Raw genomic sequence first — 21,903 nt, 5'->3', positions numbered from 1 at the left:
CCCAGGACGGCGGCGCGTCTGAGTCGATCCTTACACCAAGTCGCCCGGGCGCTTGGTGAAAAAACTCAGCGCGTCGGTGGGGGCGGCGCGGCGGGCTCGGCCTTGGCCTCGGTCACCGTCACAGGGCCGCCGGCCACCAGCGCCACGTAGACCTCGATGCGCTGGCGCAGGCCCTGCGGCGTTTCCGGATCGGCGCTGAGCTGGTCGAACCAGCGCCCTGCCTCCTCGTACTGGCCGCGCCGGAGCGCGGAGAGGCCCAGCATCTCGCGGGCGGTGTGGCGGAAGGGCGAGCCGGCGGCGAGGCTCTGCAGGCTGGCGAGCGCGGGCGCCGGATCGGGCAGGTCGATGCGCAGCAGCGCGGCGCGCAGGCGGGCGAGGTCGCGCAGGCCCTCGCCGACCGCGGAATCCGCCGCGATCGTGTCGAACTCCGCGGCGCCCTTCGCCGGGTCTGTCTTACCGGCCTCGGTGGCGGCGCGGATGCGGGCGAGCAGGCGGTAGCCCGCCGGGCCCTGCGCCTCCAGATCGTCGAAGATCTTGTCGGCCTCCTGCACCTTACCGTCGCGGGCGAGGCGGTTGGCCCGGTCGAACTGCTCGGAGGCGGCTTCCGCGGCGGAGCGCTGCGCGCTCTGCCAGTAGCGCCAGCCGCCGACGCCGGCCACGACGAGGATGGCCAGCGCGATGATCACGCCGCTGTAGCGCCGCCAGATTTTGGCGACCTGATCCCGGCGATAGTCGTCGTTGACCTCGCGGAAGAACTCGTTGTTCTCAGCCATTCGTCCCCGGCCCGCGGCGCATCGCGGACCACCTCGCTTCCGTCAGGGCCCCGCGCCTAGCACGTTGTTCGGGGATTGGCGACCGCTCGCGCAGACCGCGCTCAGGCCTGCCCCGGCCAGACCGCGACGCCGATGAGCCAGGGATGCAGCCAGCGGGCGAAGACGAACCACGCGGCGACGCCGATCACGACGGCGAGCCCGTCGTTGCGCCAGCCGGCCGGCGCGGCCTGCCCGCCGTGCTGGCTCGCGACCGCGCCGGCCGGCACGGCCCGGCGCTTGACGCTGATGCGGTCGACCACCGCCCAGGCCAGGAAGGCGGAGAACAGCACGATCGAGCCGAGATCGCCGTTGGCCAGGAGGTGAGCGGTCGCCCAGATCTTCACCGCGAGCAGCATCGGGTGCTTGGCAAAGGCCCGGATCCGGCCCGGGAGGTAGGCCGAGGCCATCACCACGAAGGCCAGCAGGACGAGGAGCAGGGCGAGGTGCCGGGTGAAGACCGGCGGGTTCCAGACCGGGATGTAGCCGGTCGCCCGGTAATGGCCGTAGCCGACCCCGATCAGCACGAGCCCCAGCACCGAGAGCAGCGTGTAGCCGAGCTTGTAGCGCGCCTCGCCGACCCGCCCCACCAGCTCCGCCCGGCGCGCGCGGGCCATCGAGAAGGAGTGCGTGCCGAGAAACAGCACGAGGCCGAGCAGCATGATCAGCATGGGTGGGGTCTCGGGAGATCTCGCGGGCTGTGGATGGGCGCGGCGCGCTCAAGCTCCTTGTAACGGTTCCGGACTGAAAGTCCTGCGGATTGTCGGGCCGGCCGGCCCGCGCGGCGGCCTGCCGCGGCTCACCGGAGATCCGCGATGCGCGCGCCAGCTGCCCTCGCCCTGGCCGTCGCGCTCCTCGGCGCACCGGCCACCGCGGAGCCTGCCGGGCCGCCCCTGTCGAGCCTGACGCTGGTGGGACCGCCCACCACGATGTTCCGGGCGCCCCGCGACGCCTGCGACGGCGTGGACCTGCCGGACGCGCCGCTGCGCGCCTTCCGCGACGCGGGCGGGTCGGTGGTGGCCTTCGGCCTGCACCACCGCAACCGGGCCCTGCGCGGGCCGGACCTCGACCGGCTGAAGATCGACTGCGCGGTGGTGCTCGAATCCGGCCACAAGGCGGATCCGGCGCTCTACGACGACCGCTCCTGGATCACCGCCACTTGGACAGAGGACGGGCGCGCGGTGGCGGCCCTCGTCCACCACGAGTACCACGCCGACGCGCATCCGGGCCGCTGCCGCGAGCAGACCATGATGGCCTGCTGGTACAACACGGTGACGCTGGTCGCCTCGGCGGATGGCGGGCGCAGCTTCCGGCGGCCGGAGCTGCCCGCCGTGGTGGCGGGCGCGCCCTTCACGCAAGATGTCGGACAGACCCGGCACCGGGGCTTCTTCAACCCCTCGAACATCATCGGCGACGGGCGCTGGCGCTACGCGCTCGTCGCCACGACGGGCTGGGACCGGCCGGGCAGCGACCAGCCGGCGGGCGTCTGCCTGTTCCGCAGCGACGACCCCGCCGACCCGCGGCGCTGGCGGGCCTGGACGGGCGGCGGCTTCACCGCGGCCTTTCCGGATCCCTACCGGGGCCGGGCGAAGCTCGCCGATACCTGCCGGCCGGTCGGCCCCTTCCCCGGACCGGTCGGGGCGGTGGTGCGCCAGCGCGGCAGCGGCGCCTACGTCGCGGTCTTCATGGCGGCGGCCGGCGGCGCGTTCCCGCAATCCGGCTTCTACTGGACGAGCTCGCGCGACCTCGTCACCTGGGACCGGCCGCGGCTGCTGCTCGCCGGCACCACGCTCTACGACGATCCATGCGGGACGAAGGGTGAGATCATCGCCTACCCCTCCCTCATCGATCCTGCGGCGAGTGGCCGCAACTTCGACGATGTCGGCGAGCGGGCACTCCTCACCTACGCGACGATCCGCACCGAGGGCTGCACGGTCACGGCCGAGCGCGACCTCGTGCGGCGCCCGGTGGCGATCAAGGTCTGGCCGTAGCGCCGCGACACGCTCGCTCCCCGTAGAGGAACGAGGGCGTCGCGGCCTCTGCCCTACCGGCCCTCGTCGATCCGCTGGCCCAGCAGCGCGATCGCCTTCTGGTAGACGCCGGCCGCGTTCCAGCCCTGGATCGCCGCGAAGTTCGGCTCGCCCGGCTGGTAGCCGGCGCCGGCCCGCCAGCCGTGGCCCTTGAGGAAGTTGGCCGTCGACATCAGCGCGGTGCTGGAATTGTCCAGGCTGCCGCCGGTGCCGTAGGTGAGCACGTTCTTGGGTAGGAACTGAGTGTGTCCGACCTCGCCGTGGGCGGCGCCGCGGGTGGAGGCGGTGAGGACGCCGCGGTCGACGAGCGTCAGCGCGGCATAGAGCTGATCGGTGAAGTATTCCGAGCGCCGGCAATCGTAGGCCAGCGTCGCCACAGCCGAGAGGGTGTTGATGTTGCCCTTCACGGCGCCGAAGCCCGTCTCCATGCCCCAGATCGCCAAGAGCGGGCCCGGCGGCACGCCGTAGCGCTGCTCGATCTGCGCGAAGAGTGCGGCGTTCTGCTGCTTCAGCTGGCGGCCGCGGGCCACGATGGTGTTGCCGCCCCGCTTGGCCAGGAACTGGTCGAGCGAGAGCTTGAAGCTCTTCTGGCCCCGGTCGGCCGAGATCGTCGCGGTCGAGTAGGAGGTCTCCGCCAGCGCGGCGAGGCTCTGGGCGCTCGCCCGGCCGCGCGCCTCCTGGATAAACTCCCGCTTCCACGCCTCGAAGCCGGCGCCGGTATTGCCGCACTGCGCGGCATCGGCGCGCAGGCCGGAGCCGGCGAGCGCGAGGCCCGCCATGATCCCGGCCGCGATCCCCGACCTCGTGAACCCGAGTCTGCTCATCTCGAACTCCTGTCGCGGCGGTCTCGGGTGTCGCTCGACCCGGACCCCCGCCCCTCCCACGGCTATATGTCCGCTGGGACGCACATCCCAAGGGGTCCCGTCAAGCTTGCGGGCTCACGCACGCAGCCCTCGCGGCCCGGGACGCGGGACCAGGCGATGAATTTTTTTGAACCATGCAGAAAAATGCATGCGCTTGGACTCGTGCGGGCGCCCGTGTAGATATCTGGCCTGCAAGAGCCCGCCCGTGCACGCCGACGGACGACGGGTCCACCCGCCCGGTTACAAGAACAGAGGCCATGCTATGAGCGCCGGTACCGCCGCCGACAAGCACTTCACCGACACCTTCTTCGCCGCCCCGCTGACGCAGGCCGATCCGGAGATCGCCCGCGCCGTCGAGCAGGAGCTCGGCCGCCAGCAGCACGAGATCGAGCTGATCGCCTCCGAGAACATCGTCTCGCGCGCTGTGCTGGAGGCGCAGGGCTCGGTGCTCACCAACAAGTACGCCGAGGGCTATCCGGGCCGGCGCTACTACGGCGGCTGCCAGTTCGTGGACGTGGCCGAGAACCTCGCCATCGAGCGCGCCAAGCGCCTGTTCGGCGTCGGCTTCGCCAACGTGCAGCCGAATTCCGGCTCCCAGGCCAACCAGGGCGTGTTCATGGCCCTGATGCAGCCCGGCGACACCTTCATGGGCCTCGACCTCGCCGCCGGCGGCCACCTCACCCACGGCGCCCCCCCGAACGTCTCGGGCAAGTGGTTCAAGCCCGTCTCCTACACGGTGCGCCGCGAGGACCAGCGCATCGACATGGAGCAGGTCGAGCGCCTCGCCCACGAGCACAAGCCCAAGGTGATCATCGCGGGCGGCTCGGGCTACCCGCGCCACTGGGACTTCGCCAAGTTCCGCGAGATCGCCGACGCGGTCGGCGCCTACTTCTTCGTGGACATGGCCCACTTCGCGGGTCTCGTCGCGGCCGGCGTGCACCCGTCGCCGTTCCCGCACGCGCATGTCGCCACCACCACCACCCACAAGACGCTGCGCGGCCCCCGCGGCGGCATGATCCTGACGAACGACGAGGCCCTGGCCAAGAAGTTCAACTCGGCGATCTTCCCCGGCCTCCAGGGCGGTCCGCTGATGCACGTCATCGCCGGCAAGGCGGTGGCCTTCGGCGAGGCGCTGAAGCCCGAGTTCAAGATCTACGCCCGCCAGGTCATCGAGAACGCCAAGGCGCTCGCCGACACCCTGATCTCCGGCGGCTACGACATCACCTCGGGCGGCACCGACAACCACCTGATGCTGGTCGACCTGCAGAAGAAGGGCCTCACCGGCAAGGCGGCGGAAGCCGCGCTCTCTCGGGCCGACATCACCTGCAACAAGAACGGCGTGCCCTTCGACCCGCAGAAGCCGACCATCACCTCGGGCATCCGCCTCGGCACCCCGGCCGGCACCTCGCGCGGCTTCGGCGTGGCCGAGTTCAAGCAGATCGGCGGCTTCATCGTCGAGGTGCTGGACGGTCTCGCCGCCAAGGGCGAGGAGGGCGACAGCACGGTCGAGGCCAACGTCAAGCAGCGCGTCCACGCGCTGACCGATCGGTTCCCGATCTACGGCTGAGGCTCTTCTGTAACCGCCGCCCTTTCGGCGACCATGCGGGTCGCTCTTTCGGCGGTCGGCACGACGGTCTAGGACGCGGGCCGCGGATCCTTTCGGATCCGCGGCCCGTCTCGTTCCACGGCACCAAGGTCCCCCGATGCGCTGTCCCTATTGCGGCGGCTCCGACACCCAGGTGAAGGATTCCCGGCCGAGCGAGGACGGGGCGGCGATCCGCCGCCGCCGGGTCTGCCCGGACTGCGCCGGCCGCTTCACCACCTTCGAGCGGGTGCAGCTGCGCGAGGTCACGGTGGTCAAGCGCTCCGGCAAGCGCGTGCCCTTCGACCGGGACAAGCTGCAGCGCTCGATCGACGTGGCCCTGCGCAAGCGCGCGGTCGATCCGGAGCGGGTCGAGCGTCTCGTCAGCGGCATCACCCGCCAGCTCGAGAGCAGCGGCGAGGCCGAGGCCAGCTCGGAGGCGATCGGCGAATTGGTGATGGAGGGGCTCAAGGGCCTCGACGACGTCGCCTACGTGCGCTTCGCCTCCGTCTACAAGAATTTCCGCGAGGCCAAGGACTTCGAGGACCTGCTCGGCACCCTCGGCGGGACGCTCGCGGCGGAGGCCGAAGCGGAGGCTGCGCCCGTGGAAGGCACCCCCGCCCCCCGGCGCCGGGCCCGGCAGGCGCGGCCATGAGCGGGCCTACGAGCACTCCCAGGGGCGAGGCGCGCTACATGCGCCTCGCCCTGGCGCTCGGGCAGCGCCATCTCGGCCGCACCTGGCCGAATCCCTCGGTCGGGGCCGTGGTCGTCGCCGGGCCGCCGGGGGCGGAGCGGATCGTCGGCCAGGGCGTGACCGCGCCGGGCGGGCGCCCGCACGGCGAGCCCCTGGCGCTGGCCCAGGCCGGTGCGGCCGCCCGCGGCGCGACCCTCTACGTCACGCTCGAGCCCTGCTCTCATCACGGGCGCACGCCGCCCTGCACCGACGCGATCGTGGCGGCCGGGATCGCGCGCGTCGTCAGCGCGATCGAGGACCCCGACCCGCGCGTCGCCGGGCGGGGCCACACGCGCCTGCGGGAAGCCGGCATCGCGGTCGAGACCGGCCTGCTCGCCGCGGAGGCCCGGCGCGACCACATCGGCCATATCCGGCGGATCGTGGACGGCCGCCCGGCCATCCACCTGAAGCTCGCGCAGACCCGCGACGGATTCGCCGCCGCCTCCGGGCCGGAGCGCCTGCGCATCACCGGCCCGGTCGCGGACGGGGCCGTGCATCTCTGGCGCGCCCACGCGGACGCGATCCTCGTCGGCATCGGCACGGCGCGGGCGGACGATCCCTCGCTCACCGTGCGGCTGCCGGGCCTCGCCCAGCGCTCGCCGCAGCGGGTGGTTCTCGATTCCCGCCTCGTGCTGCAGCCGCAGAGCGTGCTGGTCCGCACCGCCCACGACGTGCCGACGCTGGTGCTGACCACCCGCGGCGCCCCGGCTCATGCCAAGCGCATGCTGGAAGCGATGGGGGTAGAGTTGGTCCGCGTGGCCGACGACGGGCGCGGGCGCGTCGATCTCGCGGCGGCGCTCGCCGCACTCGCCGAGCGCGGCCTGACGCGCCTGTGCAGCGAGGGCGGTCCGCGCCTTGCGGACGCGCTGGCCGAGGCCGATCTGATCGACCTGTGCACGCTGATGACCGGCCCGGGCGAGATCGGGCCGGCGGGCGGACTGCCGGCGATCGGACCCCACCTGCGGGCACTCCTCGACGGCGGCCGCCTCCGCACGGTCGAGGCGCGCACCCTCGGGCCCGACCGGGCCGTCACCTACGAGCGGATTCCCTAGATGTTCACCGGCCTCGTCAGCGATATCGGAACCGTGCTCACCGTCTCGGGCGACGAGCGGCTGCGGCGGCTGACCATCGCTTGCGCCTACGACCCGGCCGGCATCGCGCTCGGCGCCTCGATCGCCTGCTCGGGGCCCTGCCTGACCGCCGTCTCGGTCGAGCCGGCCGAGGGCGGGGCGGTCTTCGCCGTGGACGCGGCGGCCGAGACGCTCGCCCGCACCACGGTCGGCTCCTGGCAGCCGGGCCGGCGGATCAACCTGGAGCGCTCGCTCAAGATCGGCGACGAGCTCGGCGGCCACCTCGTCACCGGCCATGTCGATGGGCTCGTCGAGATCGTGGCGCACGAGCGCGTCACCGACGCGGAGAGTTCCTGGGGCGCGAGCGAGCGCTTCACGCTCCGGGCGCCCGCGGAGCTGGCCCGCTTCATCGCCCCGAAGGGCTCGGTCTGCCTCGACGGCACCTCGCTCACCGTCAACACGGTCGAGGGCGACCTCTTCACGGTCCTGCTGATCCCGCACACGCTGGAGGTCACCACCTGGGGCGAGCGCCGCCAGGGCGACCGGCTCAATCTCGAGGTGGACCTGATCGCCCGTTACGCCGCGCGGCTCACCGAGGCGCGGGCGCCGGCCGCCAGCTGACGTTTCAGCGCGGCGGGATCGAGTAGGTGCCGGTGGCGTGGCAGACGAGGTCGTCGCCCGCCGCCGTGATCAGAACCTCGCCCACCGCGAGCCGGCGGCCGAGCTTCATCAGCCGGGCCTCGGCCATGAGATCGCCCGAGGCGGGCTTGCGCAGGAAGTTGAAGTTCAGGCTCGTCGTCACCGCGAGCGCCACGGGCCCGATATTTGCGAGGATCGCCGCGTAGAGGGCATAGTCGGCGAGCGCCATCATGGCGGGCCCCGAGACGGTGGCGCCGGGGCGCAGGAAGCGCTCGTGCGCCTCCAGCCGCATCCGGGCGCCGAGCGGCGCGACCGCCTCCAGATGATAGGCCCGCCCCCCCGCCTGCATCTGCGGGAACTCGCGGTCGAGGAAGTCCCGCGTCTCCGCGAGGCTCAGGACGGTCGTGCTCATGACCCCATGCAGCACGGCGGTGGGTGCGGGGCAAGGGATCTGCTGCGGCCGACGAATAGATCTACCCCCACTCCCCGCGCACGGGGAGTGGGGAGGCGCAGCGGCCGCTCAGAAGAAGATCGGCCGGGCGCTCGCGTGGTGCTCGGCCAGCACCGTGCCGGTGCCGGGCTCGATCTCCTTGAGCACCACGTCGTAGCCCCAGAGGTCGGCGAGGTGCTGGAGCACCCGGGAGGCGTCCTCCTTCTGCAGCGTGATCTTGTTAAGCGCCTTGTGGTGCAGGATCAGCCGGCGGTCACCCTCCAGATCGACGTCCACCACCTCGATGTCGGGATCGAGCCACGCGACATCGTACTGGCGCGCGAAGGAGCGGCGCATCTTGCGGTAGCCGCGCTCGTCGTGGATCGCCGCGACGCGCAGTTCCGGCTCGTCGGGATCGTCCACCACGTGGAACAGGCGCAGGTCGCGCATAAGCTTCGGAGAGAGAAACTGCGCGATGAAGCTCTCGTCGCGGTAGTTCTCCCAGACGTCGCGCAGCACCGACATGGCGTCGCCCGTGCCGGCGATCTCCGGGAACCACACGCGGTCCTCGGCGGTCGGCTGCTCCACGATGCGCTGGATGTCCTGCATCATCGCGAAGCCGATCGCGTAGGGGTTGTGGCCGCCGTAGGAGCGGTCGTCGTAGGTCGGCTGGCGGATGACGTTGGTGTGCGACTGCAGGAACTCGAGATAGGCCGCCTCGCCGATCTGCCCCTTCTGCGAGAGCGCGTTCATGATGCGGTAGTGCACGTAGGTGGCGCAGCCCTCGTTCATCACCTTGGTCTGGCGCTGCGGGTAGAAGTACTGCGCCACGAGGCGAACGATGCGCAGGATCTCCCGCTGCCAGGGCCGCAGGCGCGGAGCCACCTTCTCCAGGAAGTAGAGGATGTTCTCCTGCGGCAGCTCCAGGAGCGCCCGGCGTCGCTCGGCCGCGGCGTCTGTGCGGGCAGCACCGGGCTTTGCCGGCAGCGTGCGCCAGAGGTCGTTGTAGATCTGCTCGCCGTGCTCGACCCGCTCGCGCTCGCGGCGCTGCTCGGAGGCCAGATCCGGCCGCTTCTTGCGTGGGTAGCGGTGCACGCCCTGGCTCATCAGCGCGTGGGCGGCGTCCAGCACCTGCTCGACCGCCTGGTGGCCGTGGCGCTCCTCGCAGCGACTGATGAAGCCCTTGGCGAAATCGAGATAGTCGAGGATGCCCTCGGCATCGGTCCACTGCCGGAACAGGTAGTTGTTCTTGAAGAAGTGGTTGTGGCCGAAGGCGGCGTGGGCGATCACCAGCGTCTGCATCGTCGCCGTGTTCTCCTCCATCACGTAGGAGATGCACGGGTCGGAGTTGATGACGATCTCGTAGGCCAGTCCCATCAGGCCGCGGCGGTAGCCCGCCTCGTGCTGGGCGAAGTGCTTGCCGAAGGACCAGTGCTTGTAGAACAGCGGCATGCCGATCGACGCGTAGGCGTCGAGCATCTGCTCGGCCGTGATGATCTCGATCTGGTTCGGGTACCAGGACAGGCCGAGTTCCGGCCCGGCGATGGCCTCGCAGGCGTCGTGGATGCGCCGGATGGTCTCGAAGTCCCAGTCGTTGCCCGTGAAGAGCAGCTCACCGGGCTTCGGCGGCTGGATCCTCGGGCGGCTCAGGCTGGTCACCATCCGGCCAATCTCCTCGACAGTCTCTCCCCTCCCCGCGCGGGAAGGAGCCTCACGCCTCCGCCTTCGCGTCCTTGCGGCCGAACAGCTCGCGGAACACGGGGTAGATCTCGCGGCGGTGGTTCACCTTGCGCATGGCGATGGCGCCACCGGACTTGGCGACGGCCTCGTAGGTGCGCCAGAGCGTGGTGCGGTGCTCGACGAAGCCGGCCCGCGGCCCGTTCTCGTCGCCGACCTCCAGGTAGGCGAAGTGCTGACAGGCCGGCAGGATGTGGGCGCGCAGCAGTTCCGTGGCGGTCGGCCCGTCCGAGGAGACGTTGTCGCCGTCGGAGGCTTGCGCCGCGTAAATGTTCCAGTCGTCGGGCGAGTAGCGCTCGGAGATCACGCGCTTCATCTCGACCAGTGCCGAGGAGACCAGCGTGCCGCCGGTCTCGCGCGAGCCGAAGAAGGTTTCCTCGTCCACCTCCATCGCCCGATCGGTGTGGCGGATGAAGACGATCTCGACGTGCCGGTAGCGGCGCGTCAGGAAGATGTGGAGCAGGATGTAGAACCGCTTGGCGAGGTCCTTCATGTGCTCGGTCATCGAGCCCGAGACGTCCATCAGGCAGAACATCACGGCCTGGGCGATCGGCTTCGGGTAGGGCTCGAAGCGGCGGAAGCGCAGATCGATCGGATCGACGTAGGGGATGCGCTTCGAGCGCTCGCGCAGCAGCGCCAGGGACTGCACGAGGTCGGCCCGCTCCGGCGCGTCCTCGGGCAGGGCCTCGATGCGCGATTCCAGCGCCGCGATCTCGTCGGGCTTCGGACGCTTCAGGGCGATGCGCCGGGACATGGAGTTGCGCAGGGTCCGCCCGAGCGCGAGGTTGGCCGGCGAGCCGGTCACCGTGTAGCCGGCCCGGCGCATCCCCTCGGTCTCGACGATCGCGAGCCGCCGCTTGGCGAGATCCGGAAGTTCGAGATCTTCGAGGAAGAGTTCCAGGAACTCCTCGCGGGTGAGCACGAAGCGGAAGGCGTCCTCGCTGTTCTCGCCGCCCTCGCCGCCCTCGCCGGAGCCGCGCCCCCCTCCCCCGCCCGGCGGGCGCTCGATCGTGTCGCCCTCCACGTAGGTCTTGTTGCCGGGCAGGATGTGGTCCTGCAGCCCGGTGCCGGGCTGGCGCGAGAAGCGGGGCTCGCGCACCCCGTCCGCCGGCACGGTGACGCGGCCGTCCTTACCGAGATCCTTGATGTCGCGCTCGCGGGCGGATTCGCGCACGGCCCGCTGGGCCACGTCCTTCACGCGGCGGAGGAAGCGCTGACGGTTGGGGAGACTCTTGCCCCCGGGATTGAGTCGACGGTCGACGATGTGCATCCGGTGCCCGAACCCTCGTCCGCTCTGATTCCGGCCGGCCATGATCGCCGGCCGGCCGCTCGAAACTGTGGCGGCGTGAGGGTGTGGCCGGCCGCGAACCGGCCGGCGCCCCCTACCCCGCCTGCTTCACCCGCATGTACCACTCGACCAGCCGGCGGACCTGCCGCTCGGTGTAGCCACGCGCCACCATGCGCTCGACGAACTCGCCGTGCTTCTTCTCGGTCTCGCCGTCCTTCTTGGAGCCGAAGGAGATGACCGGCAGCAATTCCTCGACCTGGGAGAACATCCGCCGCTCGATCACCTCGCGCAGCTTCTCGTAGCTCGTCCAGCTCGGGTTGCGGCCGCCGTGCTGCGCCCGGGAGCGGAGCGCGAACTTCACCACCTCGTTGCGGAAATCCTTCGGGTTGGCGATGCCCGCGGGCTTCTCGATCTTGGTCAGCTCCTGGTTCAGCAACTCGCGGTTGAGGAGCTGGCCGGTCTCGGCATCCTTGAAGTCCTGATCCTCGATCCAGGCGTCCGCGTAGTCGATGTAGCGGTCGAACAGGTTCTGCCCGTAATCGTGGTAGGATTCGAGATAGGCCTTCTGGATCTCGTGGCCGATGAACTCGGCGTAGCGCGGCGCGAGCTCGGTCTTGATGAACTCCAGATAGCGCTTCTCGGTTTCCGGCGGCAGTTGCTCGCGCTTGAGCGCCTGTTCGAGCACGTACATCAGGTGTACGGGGTCGGCCGAGACCTCGGTGGTGTCGTGGTTGAAGGTCGCGGCGAGCACCTTGAAGGCGAAGCGGGTCGAGATCCCGTCCATGCCCTCGTCGACGCCGGCCGTGTCCTTGTACTCCTGCATCGAGCGGGCGCGGGGATCGACCTCGCGCAAGCTCTCGCCGTCATAGACCCGCATCTTGGAGAACAGGTTCGAGTTCGCGTGCTCGCGCAGGCGCGAGAGCACCGAGAACCGGGCCAGCATCTCCAGGGTACCGGGCGCGCAGGCGGCGGTCGCGAGTTCCGAGCCCGTGATCAGCTTGTCGTAGATGCGCTGCTCCTCGGTCACCCGGAGGCAGTATGGCACCTTGATCACGTAGATGCGGTCGATGAAGGCCTCGTTGTTCTTGTTGGTCTTGAAGCTCTGCCACTCGGCCTCGTTCGAGTGGGCGAGGATCACGCCCGTGAAAGGGATCGCGCCGATGTTCTCGGTGCCGACGTAGTTGCCCTCCTGCGTCGCGGTAAGCAGCGGGTGGAGCATCTTGATGGGCGCCTTGAACATCTCGACGAACTCGAGAACGCCCTGGTTCGCCCGGTTCAGTCCACCCGAGTAGGAGTACGCATCCGGGTCCGCCTGGGAGAGCGTCTCCAGGCGGCGGATGTCGACCTTGCCGACGAGCGAGGAGATGTCCTGGTTGTTCTCGTCGCCCGGCTCGGTCTTGGCGATGCCGATCTGGCGCAGGCGGGACGGCCGGACCTTGATCACCTTGAAGCGCGAGATGTCGCCGTTGAACTCGTCCAGGCGCTTGAGCGCCCACGGGCTCATCAGCCCGGTGAGGCGGCGGCGCGGGATGCCGTAGCGGCTCTGGATCTCGGCGCCCATCGTCTCGGGGTCGAAGAGACCCAGCGGGCTCTCGAAGACCGGCGAGACCTCGTCGCCCGCCTTGAGCACGTAGATGGGGTGGACCTCCATCAAGGCCTTCAGGCGCTCGGCGAGCGACGACTTGCCGCCGCCGACGGGACCCAGCAGGTAGAGGATCTGCTTGCGCTCCTCCAACCCCTGCGCGGCGTGGCGGAAGAACGAGACGATCCGCTCGATCGTCTCCTCCATGCCGTAGAACTCGGCAAACGCCGGGTAGGTCCGGATGGTCCGGTTCATGAAGATCCGGCCGAGGCGCGAATCCTTGGCGGTGTCGATGAACTCGGGCTTGCCGATGGCCTCCAGGATGCGCTCGGCCGCGGAGGCGTACATCAGCGGCTCGTCGCGACAGGCCTCCAGATACTCGGAGAGCGTCATCTCCGTGTCGCGGCGCGCCTCGTAGCCTCTGGCGAAGCTCTGGAAAAGGTCGTTCGTCGCATGCATCGGCATTCGATAACCCTCTCAGACCACGGGTAGCTTCATCCTGTCCCGGCTTGGATGCAACTGACAGGCCCGCTTTTGTCGCACTGCGACGGAGACGCCGCAGGTGCGTGTGCCGCCTGCAACACTCCGCCTTTCGTCGGGCCGGATCAACAGTCTTCCGGCTCGCTTGCGCGGGGCTGAGCGGCGGCCGGGGCCGAACCGGGCCCGCGACCGCCCGTGGGGCGCCGGCCCGTTGCGCGACGCACAATGGGCCGGCCGCGATGCGGCCCGTCAGAGGTCGTTGCTGTCCTTCTTGGCGTCGCCGCCCTTGGCGGCCGCCTCGACCGTGATCTTGAAGACCCGGGTCTGAACCTCGCCATCGGCGCTCTTCACCTCGAAGGTCAGCTCGTCCGAGCCGGTGAAGCCGTCCTTGGGCTGGTAGAACACGCCCATGACGCCGGCCTCCTTGTTCGGGCAGCGGAAGCTCGCGGGCGTCTTCTGCTTGCCGGCCTTCACGATCACGGCGCCGTTCTTCGGGTAGGCGGAGAACCGGAATTCCGGCATCGGGCCCTCGGCGCAATCCTTCTTCAGGTTCGGCGTGACGAGGAGGCGGCCCGTCTTGCCGGAGGCCACCGTCTCGGTCTTCTGGACCGTCTCGGCCTGGACCGGGCCTGCGGCGATCAGGAGGCCGCCGGCGACGAGCGCGGCGAGCGGGCGGGCGAAGGTCATGCTGGGCTCTCCCCTGGAGCGGTCTCGATCCGGCGGCTGCGCCGGGACACGCCATGTGGGGAGGCGGCCGCATCCCGTCGAGGGGCGCGCCCTCCGCCGGGCCGTCAGTGCCGGGGCCGGGCGGCGCTACTCCTGCAGCGCGGCCGCGACGATACCGGTCACCCGGGCGATCATCTCGGGGCGCAGCTCGTCCTTCAGCACGGCGGCGAGCCGCGCCTCGACGCGCGCCCGCTCGCCCGCATCGGCGGTGGGCGTGACGGGGATGTCGGCCTCGGCGATGCGGCAGACCCGGCGGATGGTCTCGGCGGCGGTGCGCAGGGCCTCGCGGTCGCTCGGACCCATCTCCCAGAGAGGGTTGCGCAGGCGGCTGATCACCCGCCGGGCGTCGCGGTAGGCGTGATCGACCTCCGTCGCCGCCTCGATGCGGCTCGCGAGGTAGACGAGTTCCAGAACCTCGGCGGCCGCCTGCGGGCAGGTGCGGACGACCCGCATCAGACGGTTCGTCAGTTCCTGGGTCGGAGAGAGCGGGCGGGGCGGCGCTTTCATGCGCCGGTCAACGCGGTCTCCTCGGCAAAGTTTCGCGTCTCGCCCAGCCGGAAAGGCAATGACCCGACAATGGGTTGTGCGTCATGGATCGGGTGAAGGCGGCTCTCCCGGCTCCGCGTCCGCACAGCGCGCACTTTCCCTGCCCTTCCCCTCTGCGGGGGATGGAGAGCCCGACCGGTGTCCGCCAACGTCGTGAATCCAGGGGCCTGTGAAAGGCAGAAGCACCCTACTCCCGCCCCGCCCGCAGGGCGGCCAGCGCGTCCCGGCAGGCGTGAAGCTCGGCCAGCACCGCCTCCAATGCGGCGCGCGTGGCGGGGTCCGGACCAAGCGGGGCCGCGTCGCGCTGCGTCTCCGGCGCCTCGGGCGCCGCGGCCACGACCTCGCCCCGACCGACCGCCTGGACGAAGCGCACGCCGTTCTCCCGCAGCACCCGCTGCGCGCCCTGGATGGTGTAGCGCTGCACGTGCAGGAGCTGCCGGATGCCCGCGATCAGCGCGACGTCCTCGGGCCGGTAGTAGCGCCGCCCGCCGGCGCGCTTGAGCGGCCGCACCTGCCCGAACCGCGTCTCCCAGAAGCGCAGCACGTGCTGGGGCACGTCGAGCGCCTCCGACACCTCGCTGATCGTCCGGAATGCGCCGGCCTGCTTCGGGCCCGGATCGGCGGCACTCGCGGCGGGGGGCGCTGGCTGCATGAACGGGTCCTGTCCGGGTGGCGGAGACGAGCCGCCCGGCCGCGATCATAGGCCGGGGCCGCGGGTGGCAGCCAGAAAAACAAAAGGCCCGCGGGATCCCGCGGGCCTCTCGAGACACATGATCGAACTCTTGGCTCCGGCCGAAGCGGCCGGTCCGTTCCTCAGCGCGAGTAGAACTCGATGACGAGGTTCGGCTCCATCTGCACCGGGTAGGGGACCTCGGAGAGGCCCGGCACGCGGGTGACGCGGGCGGTCATCTTCTGGTGATCGACCTCGATGTAGTCGGGCACGTCGCGCTCGGCGAGCTGGGTGGCGACCACCACGAACTCGAACTGGCGGGCGGCCTCGCGCACCTCGATCACATCACCGGGCTTCACGAGGTAGCTCGGGATGTTCACCCGCTGGCCGTTCACCTTGATGTGGCCGTGGTTGATGAACTGGCGGGCGGCGAACGGGGTCGCCACGAACTTCGAGCGGTAGACGACCGCGTCGAGACGGCGCTCCAGCAGGCCGATCAGGTTCTCGCCCGAGTCGCCGCGCAGGCGGATCGCCTCGGCATAGTAGCGGCGGAACTGCTTCTCGGTGATGTTGCCGTAGTAGCCCTTGAGCTTCTGCTTGGCGCGCAGCTGCGTGCCGAAGTCGCTCATCTTGCCCTTGCGGCGCTGGCCGTGCTGGCCGGGGCCGTACTCACGGCGGTTCACGGGGCTCTTCGGGCGGCCCCAGATGTTCTGGCCCATGCGGCGATCGAGCTTGTGCTTCGCCTGAACGCGCTTCGACATCGCGATTCCTCTGTCTTTCTGTTCGTACTTCGAGGAACGCGCCCTCCTCTCCCCAGCGGCCGGAGCCGTTCTCGGCCGGAGCCGGGCGGGGCGACAGGGCGGGGTTGAGGCCGCCCACGGGTGCGTTGAAAATGCAGCGGGGCCCCTCATCGGAGCCCCGCGACGGCGCGTCTGTAGTGCAGACGGCCGGTCTGGTCAACCTGCGGCCGGGATCGTCAGTTGCCGTAGGGGTTGTGGGGGCTGACGGCGGCCAGATGCGGCAGGCCCGCGAAGGCGTAGCGCAGACCGATGCGGAACTCGTTGGCCGTGAGGTCCTTCAGGCGGGTGCCGTAGCCGTAGGCATCGACGCCCGTGCGCAGCTTGCCGAGATCGACGTAGCGGTAGGCGGCATCGATGCTCAGGCCGTGGCCGAGATCGTAGGACAGGCCGGCGGTGAGCGCCCAGGCCAGCGAGGCGACGGAGCGCTTAGGCCGCGTCACCGCCTCCCGCGGGCCGACGCCCGGCGCGCCGTCGCAGGCGTCGATGAAGCAGGTGGTCTGGGTGTAGTTGCGGCCGGTGCCGATATCGGCCATGCCGACGCCCGCGCCGATATAGGGGGTCAGTCCCCACCACGTGCCGAGGTCGGCGTAGACGTTGACGAGGGCGGTGAGCGCGTCCACGCGCCCGGTCTCGACGTTGCCGCCGGTGGCGAAATTCGAGCGCGACGAGAAGGCGCTGAACCGGCTCGGGCCGCGCTGGTCGATGGTCGCGTCGATGCGCAGCCAGGGGTTGACGCGGTAGCCGACGCCGCCGCCGTAGCCGCCCGCGTCGCCGACCCGCAGGCCGACATAGGGCGGCACGTTCGGATCGGTCGGGTCAGGCGGGGTGTCGTCGCGGGGCCGGCCGTAGCTCGCGTGGGTGAAGTCGCCGCGCAGGTACCAGCCCGAGCCGATCTCGACCGGCGCCGCGGCCTCGACCGGCGGCGGGGGCGGCGGCAGGGTCGGCAGGAGATCGGCGGCACCGGCCTGGTGGAGGGAGCCGGCGAGCGCGAGGAGCGCGCAGACCGGCAGACGTGTAGACGCAACCATGGATCGTCCCGACGCTTGGGCCCGGCGGGCCGGGCGGCCTCGCGCAGGCGGCGGACCTGGGGCCCGGGGAGCCGGGCGGACCGGCCGAATCCAATAGTGACGAACAAGGGTTATGAGGGGCTTAACCCTAACGGAAAGGCGCGCGCGAAAGCCGATCCGGCAAGGGTCGCCCCAACGCCTCGAGGGGCGGCGCGGGAGATCCCGCGCCGCCCCTCGAGGCGTCAGCGACGTTCTGCGGGACCGCGGTCCCGGCGCTTCTCAGTACTTGCGCACCAGCGGACCGGGCGGCGGCGGCGCGTAGTCGGCCATCAGCGGGGGCAGCGGGGCCGCCACGAGGCCACCGATCAGGTAGCGGAAGCCGAGCCGCACGTCGTGCGCCTCGATGTTCTTGAACTTGTAGACCGTGCCGGGGCATCCGTCGGCACCGAAGCAGTTCAGACCCGCGGTCTTCACGCTGCCGAGGTTGAGGTACTCGTAGGCGAGTTCGAGCCGCAGGTTCGGCGTGATGGCGTAGCCGAGGCCGGCATGCAGGCCCCAGGCGAAGGTGGTGGTGTCGCGCGGGCCGATATAGCCCGCCCCGCCCACCGCCGTGCCGGCGCCCACGTCAACGAACGTGCCGACGTGGTGGAAGGCCGCGCCGACCGAGCCGCCGCCGAAGAACGAGACGCCGTTCCACGTGAAGAGATCGTAGGAGCCGCGGGCCATCGCCACGATCGAGGAGATCTGACCTGTATAGAGGTCGATGCCCTTGCCGGGCGACTTGCAGTTCCCGTCCTTGTCGAAGTTCGCGTTGAAGCAGCCCGCGTAGCTCTCGCCGAAGCGCAGGGTGGTGGAGGTCCGGTATTGGGCCACGGCCTCGACGCGCAGGCCGTTGCCGAACTCGTAGCCGAAGCCGCCACCCGCGAAGGCCTGGTCGCCGATCTCGCGGTACTCGGGATGGTAGCCGCCGTCCGGCTGCGGGAAGCCCGGCTTGTCGTGCCCCTCGAATTTGCCGAGGCGCAGCGCGCTGACGCCGACTTCACCCCGCAGGTACCAGCCCCCGCCGACATCGACGACGGGCGGCGGCGGAGGGGGCGGGGGCGGCGGGGGCAGCAGGTCGGCGGCCTGTGCGAGGCAGGGCGCGCCGACGCTCGCTGCGAGCGTGAGGCGGCGCGCCAAGGCCGTAAGCTTGGAGCGGGCCATTAACAATTCCTTCACTCGAATACGTGCCGGAAGCTGTGTTCGCTCGCTCCGGAAGACATTCGGGAGGATGAGCCTAAGAACTTAAGCCGGGCTTAACGTTAAGTCTTAGCCGTGCAGACACGTGCCGTCATTGACGATGGCCCGGCGGCGGCGACCGGGCGCTGCCCGAGGAAGAGGCCGTGCCGGCGCAGGCCGTCGGCGAGGCGACGTTCCTCCGCAACGCGCCGCGACGCCCCCTGCGACGCCTCTCCCTGCGCCGAGCGCAGGATCTCGTAGATGGTGCCGAGCCGGCGGGCGGAGGCGAGTACGTCGCGGACGCGCAGACCCGGCTCGCCCGGCTCGGGCGCATCGACGATCGTGCCGACCCATTCGCGGATCGAGCCGTCGGCGTTCTCGACCGGCACTCCGCGCGCCAGCATCCAGCGGTAGCCGCCGTCGAGGTGGCGGACCCGGTAGGCAATCTCCAGGGGCGCGCAGACGCGCCGCGCCGCCGCCCAGGCCGCGACCGTGCGCGACCGGTCGTCCAGGTGCAGCGCGTCGAGCCAGCCGCTTCCGGCGAAGGTCTCGGGCTCCTGGCCGGTGCGCTCTGTCCAGCCGTAGCTGTGGGTGACCCGCCCGTCGGGTGCGGCACGCCACTCGATCACTGCGCTGGCGCGCACCAGCGCAAGGTAGCGCTGCTCGCTCTCGTGCAGGCTCTCACCCGGATCGGGGGCGCGGATCGCGCGGGTCGCGGGCGAGGTGGCGTCGACGCGACGGAACACAGGATCGTAATGCCCGCGCGGCAGTTCGACCCGGATCGTGCTGGCGCAACCCGGCTCGGCATAGATGGTATCGAGCACCCGCCGCAGCCGACGCGCCTCGACCCGGACGATCGCGTCCGTAACAGGATCGAAATCCGCCGGCCGTCCGAGCGCCTGCGTGGCGATCGTGTAGGCTTTCAGGCGAGCGCCACGACCCGAGAGGCTTTCCCGCACGATGTATCCGAGGAATGCCGAGAGCTTCGGCGCCTTGCGCAGGGCTGGATGCTGCAGGAGGGCGGCGATCTCCCGGTCGATCTCCTCGCGCTCGATCGTGCTGGAGTTCATCTGTGCATGCGCGCGCCCGGCGACTGAGGACTGATTCGGTAACACAACTTTTGGTAGATAGACAGGATCCCCTTCCACCACGATCCGGAACGGTCGCGCGCCCGGCGCCGTTGGCTCCTCGGACAAAGGCCCGCGCGGACGTCACGCGGGCGATGCTCAACCGGATGCCCGTCCGGCATCGCAGGAGACCGCAGACCATGAGCCTCAAGACCCTGTCAGCCCCGCTTCTCGCCCTTGCGCTCGCCGCCGGCGCCCTTTCGGCCGCGCAGGCGCAGAGCAACGCCACCCCGGGCGCGCCTGCCGGCAGCAGCGGCGGCAACGCCACAACCGGCAGCACCGCCGCGCCCAGCGGCAAGTAATCCGCGGCCGAGCAGCCCACGGCCGACCAGCCAGCGGCAAAGCGCCCCAGGAACACCACGACCGGGGGGCCGGCAGTCCGGATCCCGCTTCGGATCGAGATCCGCCACCGCCGGCCGCCTTCTCAGGCGCGGCAATCCTCGAACCCGGCGCGGATCGCCTCCGCGTCGAGGTTGCGGCCGATGAACACCACCCGGGAGACGCGGGGTTCGTCCGCCCGCCAATCGGCCTGCAGATCCCCGTCGAGGATCATGTGCACGCCCTGGAAGACGAAGCGCTTCGGCTCGTCCGGGAAGGCGACGATGCCCTTGCAGCGCAGGATGTCGGGCCCTTGGACCTGGGTGAGCGTCGAGATCCAGGGCATGAACTTTTCCGGGTTCACGGCCCCGTCGATCCGGGCCGAGACCGACTGGATCTCGCTGTCGTGGTGATGGTGATGCCCCTCCTCCAAGAAGGCAGGCTCCAGGTCGAGGATGCGGCCGAGATCGAACGCGTTGCGCTCCAGCACCGCGTCGAGAGGCACGGCGCAGTTCCGTGTGCGGTGGATCTGGGCGAAGGGATTAATCACCCGGATCTCGCCCTCGACGCGGTCGAGGTCTTCGCCTGAGACGAGATCCGACTTGTTGAGCAGGATCACGTCCGCGAAGGCGATCTGGTTGCGGGCCTCGGGCGCGTCCCTCAGGCGGTCGGTGAGCCACTTGGCGTCGGCCACCGTGACGACCGCGTCGAGGCGTGCGGCCTCGCCGACATCCTGATCGACGAAGAAGGTCTGGGCGACGGGAGCGGGATCGGCCAGCCCCGTGGTCTCGACGATGATCGCGTCGAACTTGCCGCGTCGCTTCACCAGCCCGTCCATGATGCGGATCAGGTCGCCGCGCACCGTGCAGCAGACGCAGCCGTTGTTCATCTCGAACACTTCCTCGTCGGCGCCCACCACGAGGTCGTTGTCGATGCCGATCTCCCCGAACTCGTTGACGATCACCGCGTAGCGGCGGCCGTGGTTCTCGGTGAGGATCCGGTTGAGCAGCGTCGTCTTGCCGGCGCCGAGATAGCCCGTGAGCACCGTGACAGGGATCTTGGCGGAAGCGGCGAGAGACGGGGAGTTGGACGGGGCGTCGGACATGGTTTTCCTTCGGCTTCTCCTCGCGCGGGTCCGGGACCCGGGAGCGCCGCGCCATGAGGCACGGCCGTGTCCTGTCATATCGTTGCGCCCGCCGCGGATGGAAGGCGGTCCGATGGAGGGGACCAGGGACAGCGAGCGGTCTACGAGCCGTTCCGAATGAGCAGAAATTGTCCAGACGCGGGGCAAATTCTCGATTGTTTCCCGGGGCATGAGCAAAATTTCGCCCATTCGGAAGCAGAATTTCATGGTATTGCGCAACCCACGCGGGTAATCTCGGGCACCATCGCGTCGGGACAGCCGCATGAAACACTGCTTTGATCCAGGCAGCCTGCGAGAAGACAGGCATAATGTCGACCAGAACTTCGACGGCGCGGGTCGGAGATCCTCATGACCGAGGCGACGGATGATCGGGGCGCGACCGGCCTGGACGAGAGGCTCGCACGGATTGCGGAGCTCGTCGGCCGGCCAGTCGAGACCTTCCGGGTCCCGCAGGGCGATGCCCTCGGCGACGCCCTCGAACTGGTGAAGCTCTGGGAGCGGATCGACGCGACTGGCCGGGCCCGCCTTCTCGCCTGCGCCCGCACGGAGGCGACGCGTGTGGGCGAGCCTCAGCAGAGCGGCCAAACGGGTGCCGCTCTGCGCGCGCCCTCGAGCTGAGGCGCATCCGAACGGGCGGAGAGCGCCCTAACCGCGCGGTGGGCGCAGGGATTGGATCAGGCGCGGAAAGAGGCGACGGGGAACTTCAGGCTCGTTCATCGCCCGCATCGTTTCCGGACCAGCCTCCCGCATCGCGCCGTCCTGCCCGGCATCGCCCTCCGCATGGCCGATCGCGCCGTCCTCCTCGCCCCGGAGCGCGCGGCTGAGCACGTCCACGACCCGGTCCGGGATCGGCCGGTCGTAATCCTGCAGCAGCAACGCTGCCCTTCCGAGCGCGGTGAGCTTCGCCATCGACGCCTCGCCGCTCTCGTGCTCGCTCATCACCTCGTCCGCGAGGGCGCCCGCGAGACGCGAGACCTCCGCGAGGCGCTCGCCGTTCAAGCCACCGTCAACCATACTCCTGCCCTCGCAGCACCAAGTCCCGGCGCTTTCGAGAAACAAACCTTTGTTAGAAAGCGCGCTCGACTTGAATTTTACGTTCCGAGC

Annotated in this window: 23 protein-coding genes; 7 read left to right on the top strand and 16 right to left on the bottom strand. The window is 70.3% G+C overall.

All coding sequences use genetic code 11. The annotated features are described in order from the left end of the window. Positions 1-65 precede the first annotated feature (65 nt). On the bottom strand, positions 66-773 hold the full coding sequence (locus DK427_RS07390; protein WP_109950698.1) for a tetratricopeptide repeat protein: 708 nt from the start codon (positions 771-773) through the stop codon (positions 66-68). A 101-nt stretch (positions 774-874) separates the two neighbouring features. Then, positions 875-1,480, bottom strand: a complete 606-nt coding sequence (locus DK427_RS07385) for an NnrU family protein (protein ID WP_109950697.1) — start codon at positions 1,478-1,480, stop codon at positions 875-877. 144 nt (positions 1,481-1,624) lie between these two features. On the opposite strand from DK427_RS07385, the gene DK427_RS07380 reads away from it, so the two are divergent. Next, positions 1,625-2,800, top strand: coding sequence for a hypothetical protein (locus DK427_RS07380; RefSeq protein WP_109950696.1), 1,176 nt, complete (start codon positions 1,625-1,627; stop codon positions 2,798-2,800). A 53-nt stretch (positions 2,801-2,853) separates the two neighbouring features. On the opposite strand, the gene DK427_RS07375 is transcribed toward DK427_RS07380, so the two are convergent. Beyond that, positions 2,854-3,618: a lytic murein transglycosylase gene (locus DK427_RS07375; protein ID WP_109954054.1), complete on the bottom strand. Its 765-nt coding sequence runs from the start codon at positions 3,616-3,618 to the stop codon at positions 2,854-2,856. Positions 3,619-3,964: 346 nt separating this feature from the next. Here DK427_RS07375 and glyA point away from each other — a divergent pair, with 346 nt between their 5' ends. The 4 genes from glyA to DK427_RS07355 all read left to right on the top strand — a co-directional run bounded on the left by glyA (position 3,965) and on the right by DK427_RS07355 (position 7,708). Further along, entirely contained in the window at positions 3,965-5,269 is a 1,305-nt protein-coding gene (glyA, locus tag DK427_RS07370) for a serine hydroxymethyltransferase (RefSeq protein WP_109950695.1), read from the top strand. Between the two features lie 136 nt (positions 5,270-5,405). Beyond that, positions 5,406-5,939: a transcriptional regulator NrdR gene (gene nrdR, locus DK427_RS07365; protein ID WP_109950694.1), complete on the top strand. Its 534-nt coding sequence runs from the start codon at positions 5,406-5,408 to the stop codon at positions 5,937-5,939. After that, on the top strand, positions 5,936-7,069 hold the full coding sequence (gene ribD, locus DK427_RS07360) for a bifunctional diaminohydroxyphosphoribosylaminopyrimidine deaminase/5-amino-6-(5-phosphoribosylamino)uracil reductase RibD (protein ID WP_245930831.1): 1,134 nt from the start codon (positions 5,936-5,938) through the stop codon (positions 7,067-7,069). The genes nrdR and ribD overlap by 4 nt, the downstream gene beginning before the upstream one ends. Beyond that, positions 7,070-7,708 (top strand): riboflavin synthase, encoded by a 639-nt coding sequence (locus DK427_RS07355; protein WP_109950692.1) that lies wholly within the window; start codon positions 7,070-7,072, stop codon positions 7,706-7,708. Between the two features lie 4 nt (positions 7,709-7,712). On the opposite strand, the gene DK427_RS07350 is transcribed toward DK427_RS07355, so the two are convergent. From DK427_RS07350 to DK427_RS07300, 11 genes are all read right to left on the bottom strand, one after another. Continuing rightward, positions 7,713-8,138, bottom strand: coding sequence for a PaaI family thioesterase (locus DK427_RS07350; RefSeq protein WP_109950691.1), 426 nt, complete (start codon positions 8,136-8,138; stop codon positions 7,713-7,715). A gap of 108 nt (positions 8,139-8,246) precedes the next feature. Continuing rightward, positions 8,247-9,818: a SpoVR family protein gene (locus tag DK427_RS07345; protein WP_109950690.1), complete on the bottom strand. Its 1,572-nt coding sequence runs from the start codon at positions 9,816-9,818 to the stop codon at positions 8,247-8,249. A gap of 49 nt (positions 9,819-9,867) precedes the next feature. Continuing rightward, positions 9,868-11,163 (bottom strand): YeaH/YhbH family protein, encoded by a 1,296-nt coding sequence (locus DK427_RS07340; protein ID WP_109950689.1) that lies wholly within the window; start codon positions 11,161-11,163, stop codon positions 9,868-9,870. Positions 11,164-11,275: 112 nt separating this feature from the next. Then, positions 11,276-13,228: a PrkA family serine protein kinase gene (locus DK427_RS07335; RefSeq protein WP_109950688.1), complete on the bottom strand. Its 1,953-nt coding sequence runs from the start codon at positions 13,226-13,228 to the stop codon at positions 11,276-11,278. A 264-nt stretch (positions 13,229-13,492) separates the two neighbouring features. Then, positions 13,493-13,930: a 4-aminobutyrate aminotransferase gene (locus DK427_RS07330; RefSeq protein ID WP_109950687.1), complete on the bottom strand. Its 438-nt coding sequence runs from the start codon at positions 13,928-13,930 to the stop codon at positions 13,493-13,495. 126 nt (positions 13,931-14,056) lie between these two features. After that, positions 14,057-14,476, bottom strand: coding sequence for a hypothetical protein (locus DK427_RS07325; RefSeq protein WP_109950686.1), 420 nt, complete (start codon positions 14,474-14,476; stop codon positions 14,057-14,059). A 226-nt stretch (positions 14,477-14,702) separates the two neighbouring features. Beyond that, entirely contained in the window at positions 14,703-15,167 is a 465-nt protein-coding gene (locus tag DK427_RS07320) for a MerR family transcriptional regulator (RefSeq protein ID WP_109950685.1), read from the bottom strand. Between the two features lie 161 nt (positions 15,168-15,328). After that, the gene (gene rpsD, locus DK427_RS07315; protein ID WP_066927633.1) at positions 15,329-15,946 is read right to left on the bottom strand and encodes a 30S ribosomal protein S4; all 618 of its coding nucleotides are present in this window, start codon (positions 15,944-15,946) and stop codon (positions 15,329-15,331) included. A gap of 215 nt (positions 15,947-16,161) precedes the next feature. Continuing rightward, complete coding sequence (locus DK427_RS07310; RefSeq protein WP_109950684.1) at positions 16,162-17,013, bottom strand: outer membrane protein; 852 nt, start codon at positions 17,011-17,013, stop codon at positions 16,162-16,164. A 258-nt stretch (positions 17,014-17,271) separates the two neighbouring features. Beyond that, entirely contained in the window at positions 17,272-18,195 is a 924-nt protein-coding gene (locus tag DK427_RS07305) for an outer membrane protein (RefSeq protein ID WP_109950683.1), read from the bottom strand. Between the two features lie 98 nt (positions 18,196-18,293). Further along, entirely contained in the window at positions 18,294-19,280 is a 987-nt protein-coding gene (locus tag DK427_RS07300) for a PAS domain-containing protein (protein ID WP_204165286.1), read from the bottom strand. Between the two features lie 197 nt (positions 19,281-19,477). On the opposite strand from DK427_RS07300, the gene DK427_RS26665 reads away from it, so the two are divergent. Further along, positions 19,478-19,639: a hypothetical protein gene (locus DK427_RS26665; protein WP_204165285.1), complete on the top strand. Its 162-nt coding sequence runs from the start codon at positions 19,478-19,480 to the stop codon at positions 19,637-19,639. 122 nt (positions 19,640-19,761) lie between these two features. Here the strand turns inward: DK427_RS26665 and DK427_RS07295 are convergent, their stop codons facing one another. Continuing rightward, the gene (locus tag DK427_RS07295) at positions 19,762-20,760 is read right to left on the bottom strand and encodes a CobW family GTP-binding protein (protein ID WP_109950682.1); all 999 of its coding nucleotides are present in this window, start codon (positions 20,758-20,760) and stop codon (positions 19,762-19,764) included. 387 nt (positions 20,761-21,147) lie between these two features. On the opposite strand from DK427_RS07295, the gene DK427_RS07290 reads away from it, so the two are divergent. Then, a complete protein-coding gene (locus tag DK427_RS07290; protein WP_204165284.1) occupies positions 21,148-21,417 on the top strand; it encodes a hypothetical protein in 270 nt (89 codons plus the stop codon). Positions 21,418-21,444: 27 nt separating this feature from the next. Here the strand turns inward: DK427_RS07290 and DK427_RS07285 are convergent, their stop codons facing one another. Beyond that, on the bottom strand, positions 21,445-21,813 hold the full coding sequence (locus tag DK427_RS07285; RefSeq protein WP_162559720.1) for a hypothetical protein: 369 nt from the start codon (positions 21,811-21,813) through the stop codon (positions 21,445-21,447). Positions 21,814-21,903 lie beyond the last annotated feature (90 nt).

This window comes from Methylobacterium radiodurans, assembly GCF_003173735.1.
Classification (GTDB): Bacteria; Pseudomonadota; Alphaproteobacteria; order Rhizobiales; family Beijerinckiaceae; genus Methylobacterium; species Methylobacterium radiodurans.
The sequence above is the reverse complement of the archived record's forward strand: the minus strand, read 5'-3'. Positions and strand labels throughout refer to the sequence as shown.

Coding starts and splice junctions, on each gene's coding strand:
- DK427_RS07390 (WP_109950698.1), bottom strand. CDS start 773: ATGGCTGAGAACAACGAGTTCTTCCGCGAGGTCAACGACGACTATCGC.
- DK427_RS07385 (WP_109950697.1), bottom strand. CDS start 1,480: ATGCTGATCATGCTGCTCGGCCTCGTGCTGTTTCTCGGCACGCACTCC.
- DK427_RS07380 (WP_109950696.1), top strand. CDS start 1,625: ATGCGCGCGCCAGCTGCCCTCGCCCTGGCCGTCGCGCTCCTCGGCGCA.
- DK427_RS07375 (WP_109954054.1), bottom strand. CDS start 3,618: ATGGCGGGCCTCGCGCTCGCCGGCTCCGGCCTGCGCGCCGATGCCGCG.
- glyA (WP_109950695.1), top strand. CDS start 3,965: ATGAGCGCCGGTACCGCCGCCGACAAGCACTTCACCGACACCTTCTTC.
- nrdR (WP_109950694.1), top strand. CDS start 5,406: ATGCGCTGTCCCTATTGCGGCGGCTCCGACACCCAGGTGAAGGATTCC.
- ribD (WP_245930831.1), top strand. CDS start 5,936: ATGAGCGGGCCTACGAGCACTCCCAGGGGCGAGGCGCGCTACATGCGC.
- DK427_RS07355 (WP_109950692.1), top strand. CDS start 7,070: ATGTTCACCGGCCTCGTCAGCGATATCGGAACCGTGCTCACCGTCTCG.
- DK427_RS07350 (WP_109950691.1), bottom strand. CDS start 8,138: ATGAGCACGACCGTCCTGAGCCTCGCGGAGACGCGGGACTTCCTCGAC.
- DK427_RS07345 (WP_109950690.1), bottom strand. CDS start 9,818: ATGGTGACCAGCCTGAGCCGCCCGAGGATCCAGCCGCCGAAGCCCGGT.
- DK427_RS07340 (WP_109950689.1), bottom strand. CDS start 11,163: ATGCACATCGTCGACCGTCGACTCAATCCCGGGGGCAAGAGTCTCCCC.
- DK427_RS07335 (WP_109950688.1), bottom strand. CDS start 13,228: ATGCCGATGCATGCGACGAACGACCTTTTCCAGAGCTTCGCCAGAGGC.
- DK427_RS07330 (WP_109950687.1), bottom strand. CDS start 13,930: ATGACCTTCGCCCGCCCGCTCGCCGCGCTCGTCGCCGGCGGCCTCCTG.
- DK427_RS07325 (WP_109950686.1), bottom strand. CDS start 14,476: ATGAAAGCGCCGCCCCGCCCGCTCTCTCCGACCCAGGAACTGACGAAC.
- DK427_RS07320 (WP_109950685.1), bottom strand. CDS start 15,167: ATGCAGCCAGCGCCCCCCGCCGCGAGTGCCGCCGATCCGGGCCCGAAG.
- rpsD (WP_066927633.1), bottom strand. CDS start 15,946: ATGTCGAAGCGCGTTCAGGCGAAGCACAAGCTCGATCGCCGCATGGGC.
- DK427_RS07310 (WP_109950684.1), bottom strand. CDS start 17,013: ATGGTTGCGTCTACACGTCTGCCGGTCTGCGCGCTCCTCGCGCTCGCC.
- DK427_RS07305 (WP_109950683.1), bottom strand. CDS start 18,195: ATGGCCCGCTCCAAGCTTACGGCCTTGGCGCGCCGCCTCACGCTCGCA.
- DK427_RS07300 (WP_204165286.1), bottom strand. CDS start 19,280: ATGAACTCCAGCACGATCGAGCGCGAGGAGATCGACCGGGAGATCGCC.
- DK427_RS26665 (WP_204165285.1), top strand. CDS start 19,478: ATGAGCCTCAAGACCCTGTCAGCCCCGCTTCTCGCCCTTGCGCTCGCC.
- DK427_RS07295 (WP_109950682.1), bottom strand. CDS start 20,760: ATGTCCGACGCCCCGTCCAACTCCCCGTCTCTCGCCGCTTCCGCCAAG.
- DK427_RS07290 (WP_204165284.1), top strand. CDS start 21,148: ATGACCGAGGCGACGGATGATCGGGGCGCGACCGGCCTGGACGAGAGG.
- DK427_RS07285 (WP_162559720.1), bottom strand. CDS start 21,813: ATGGTTGACGGTGGCTTGAACGGCGAGCGCCTCGCGGAGGTCTCGCGT.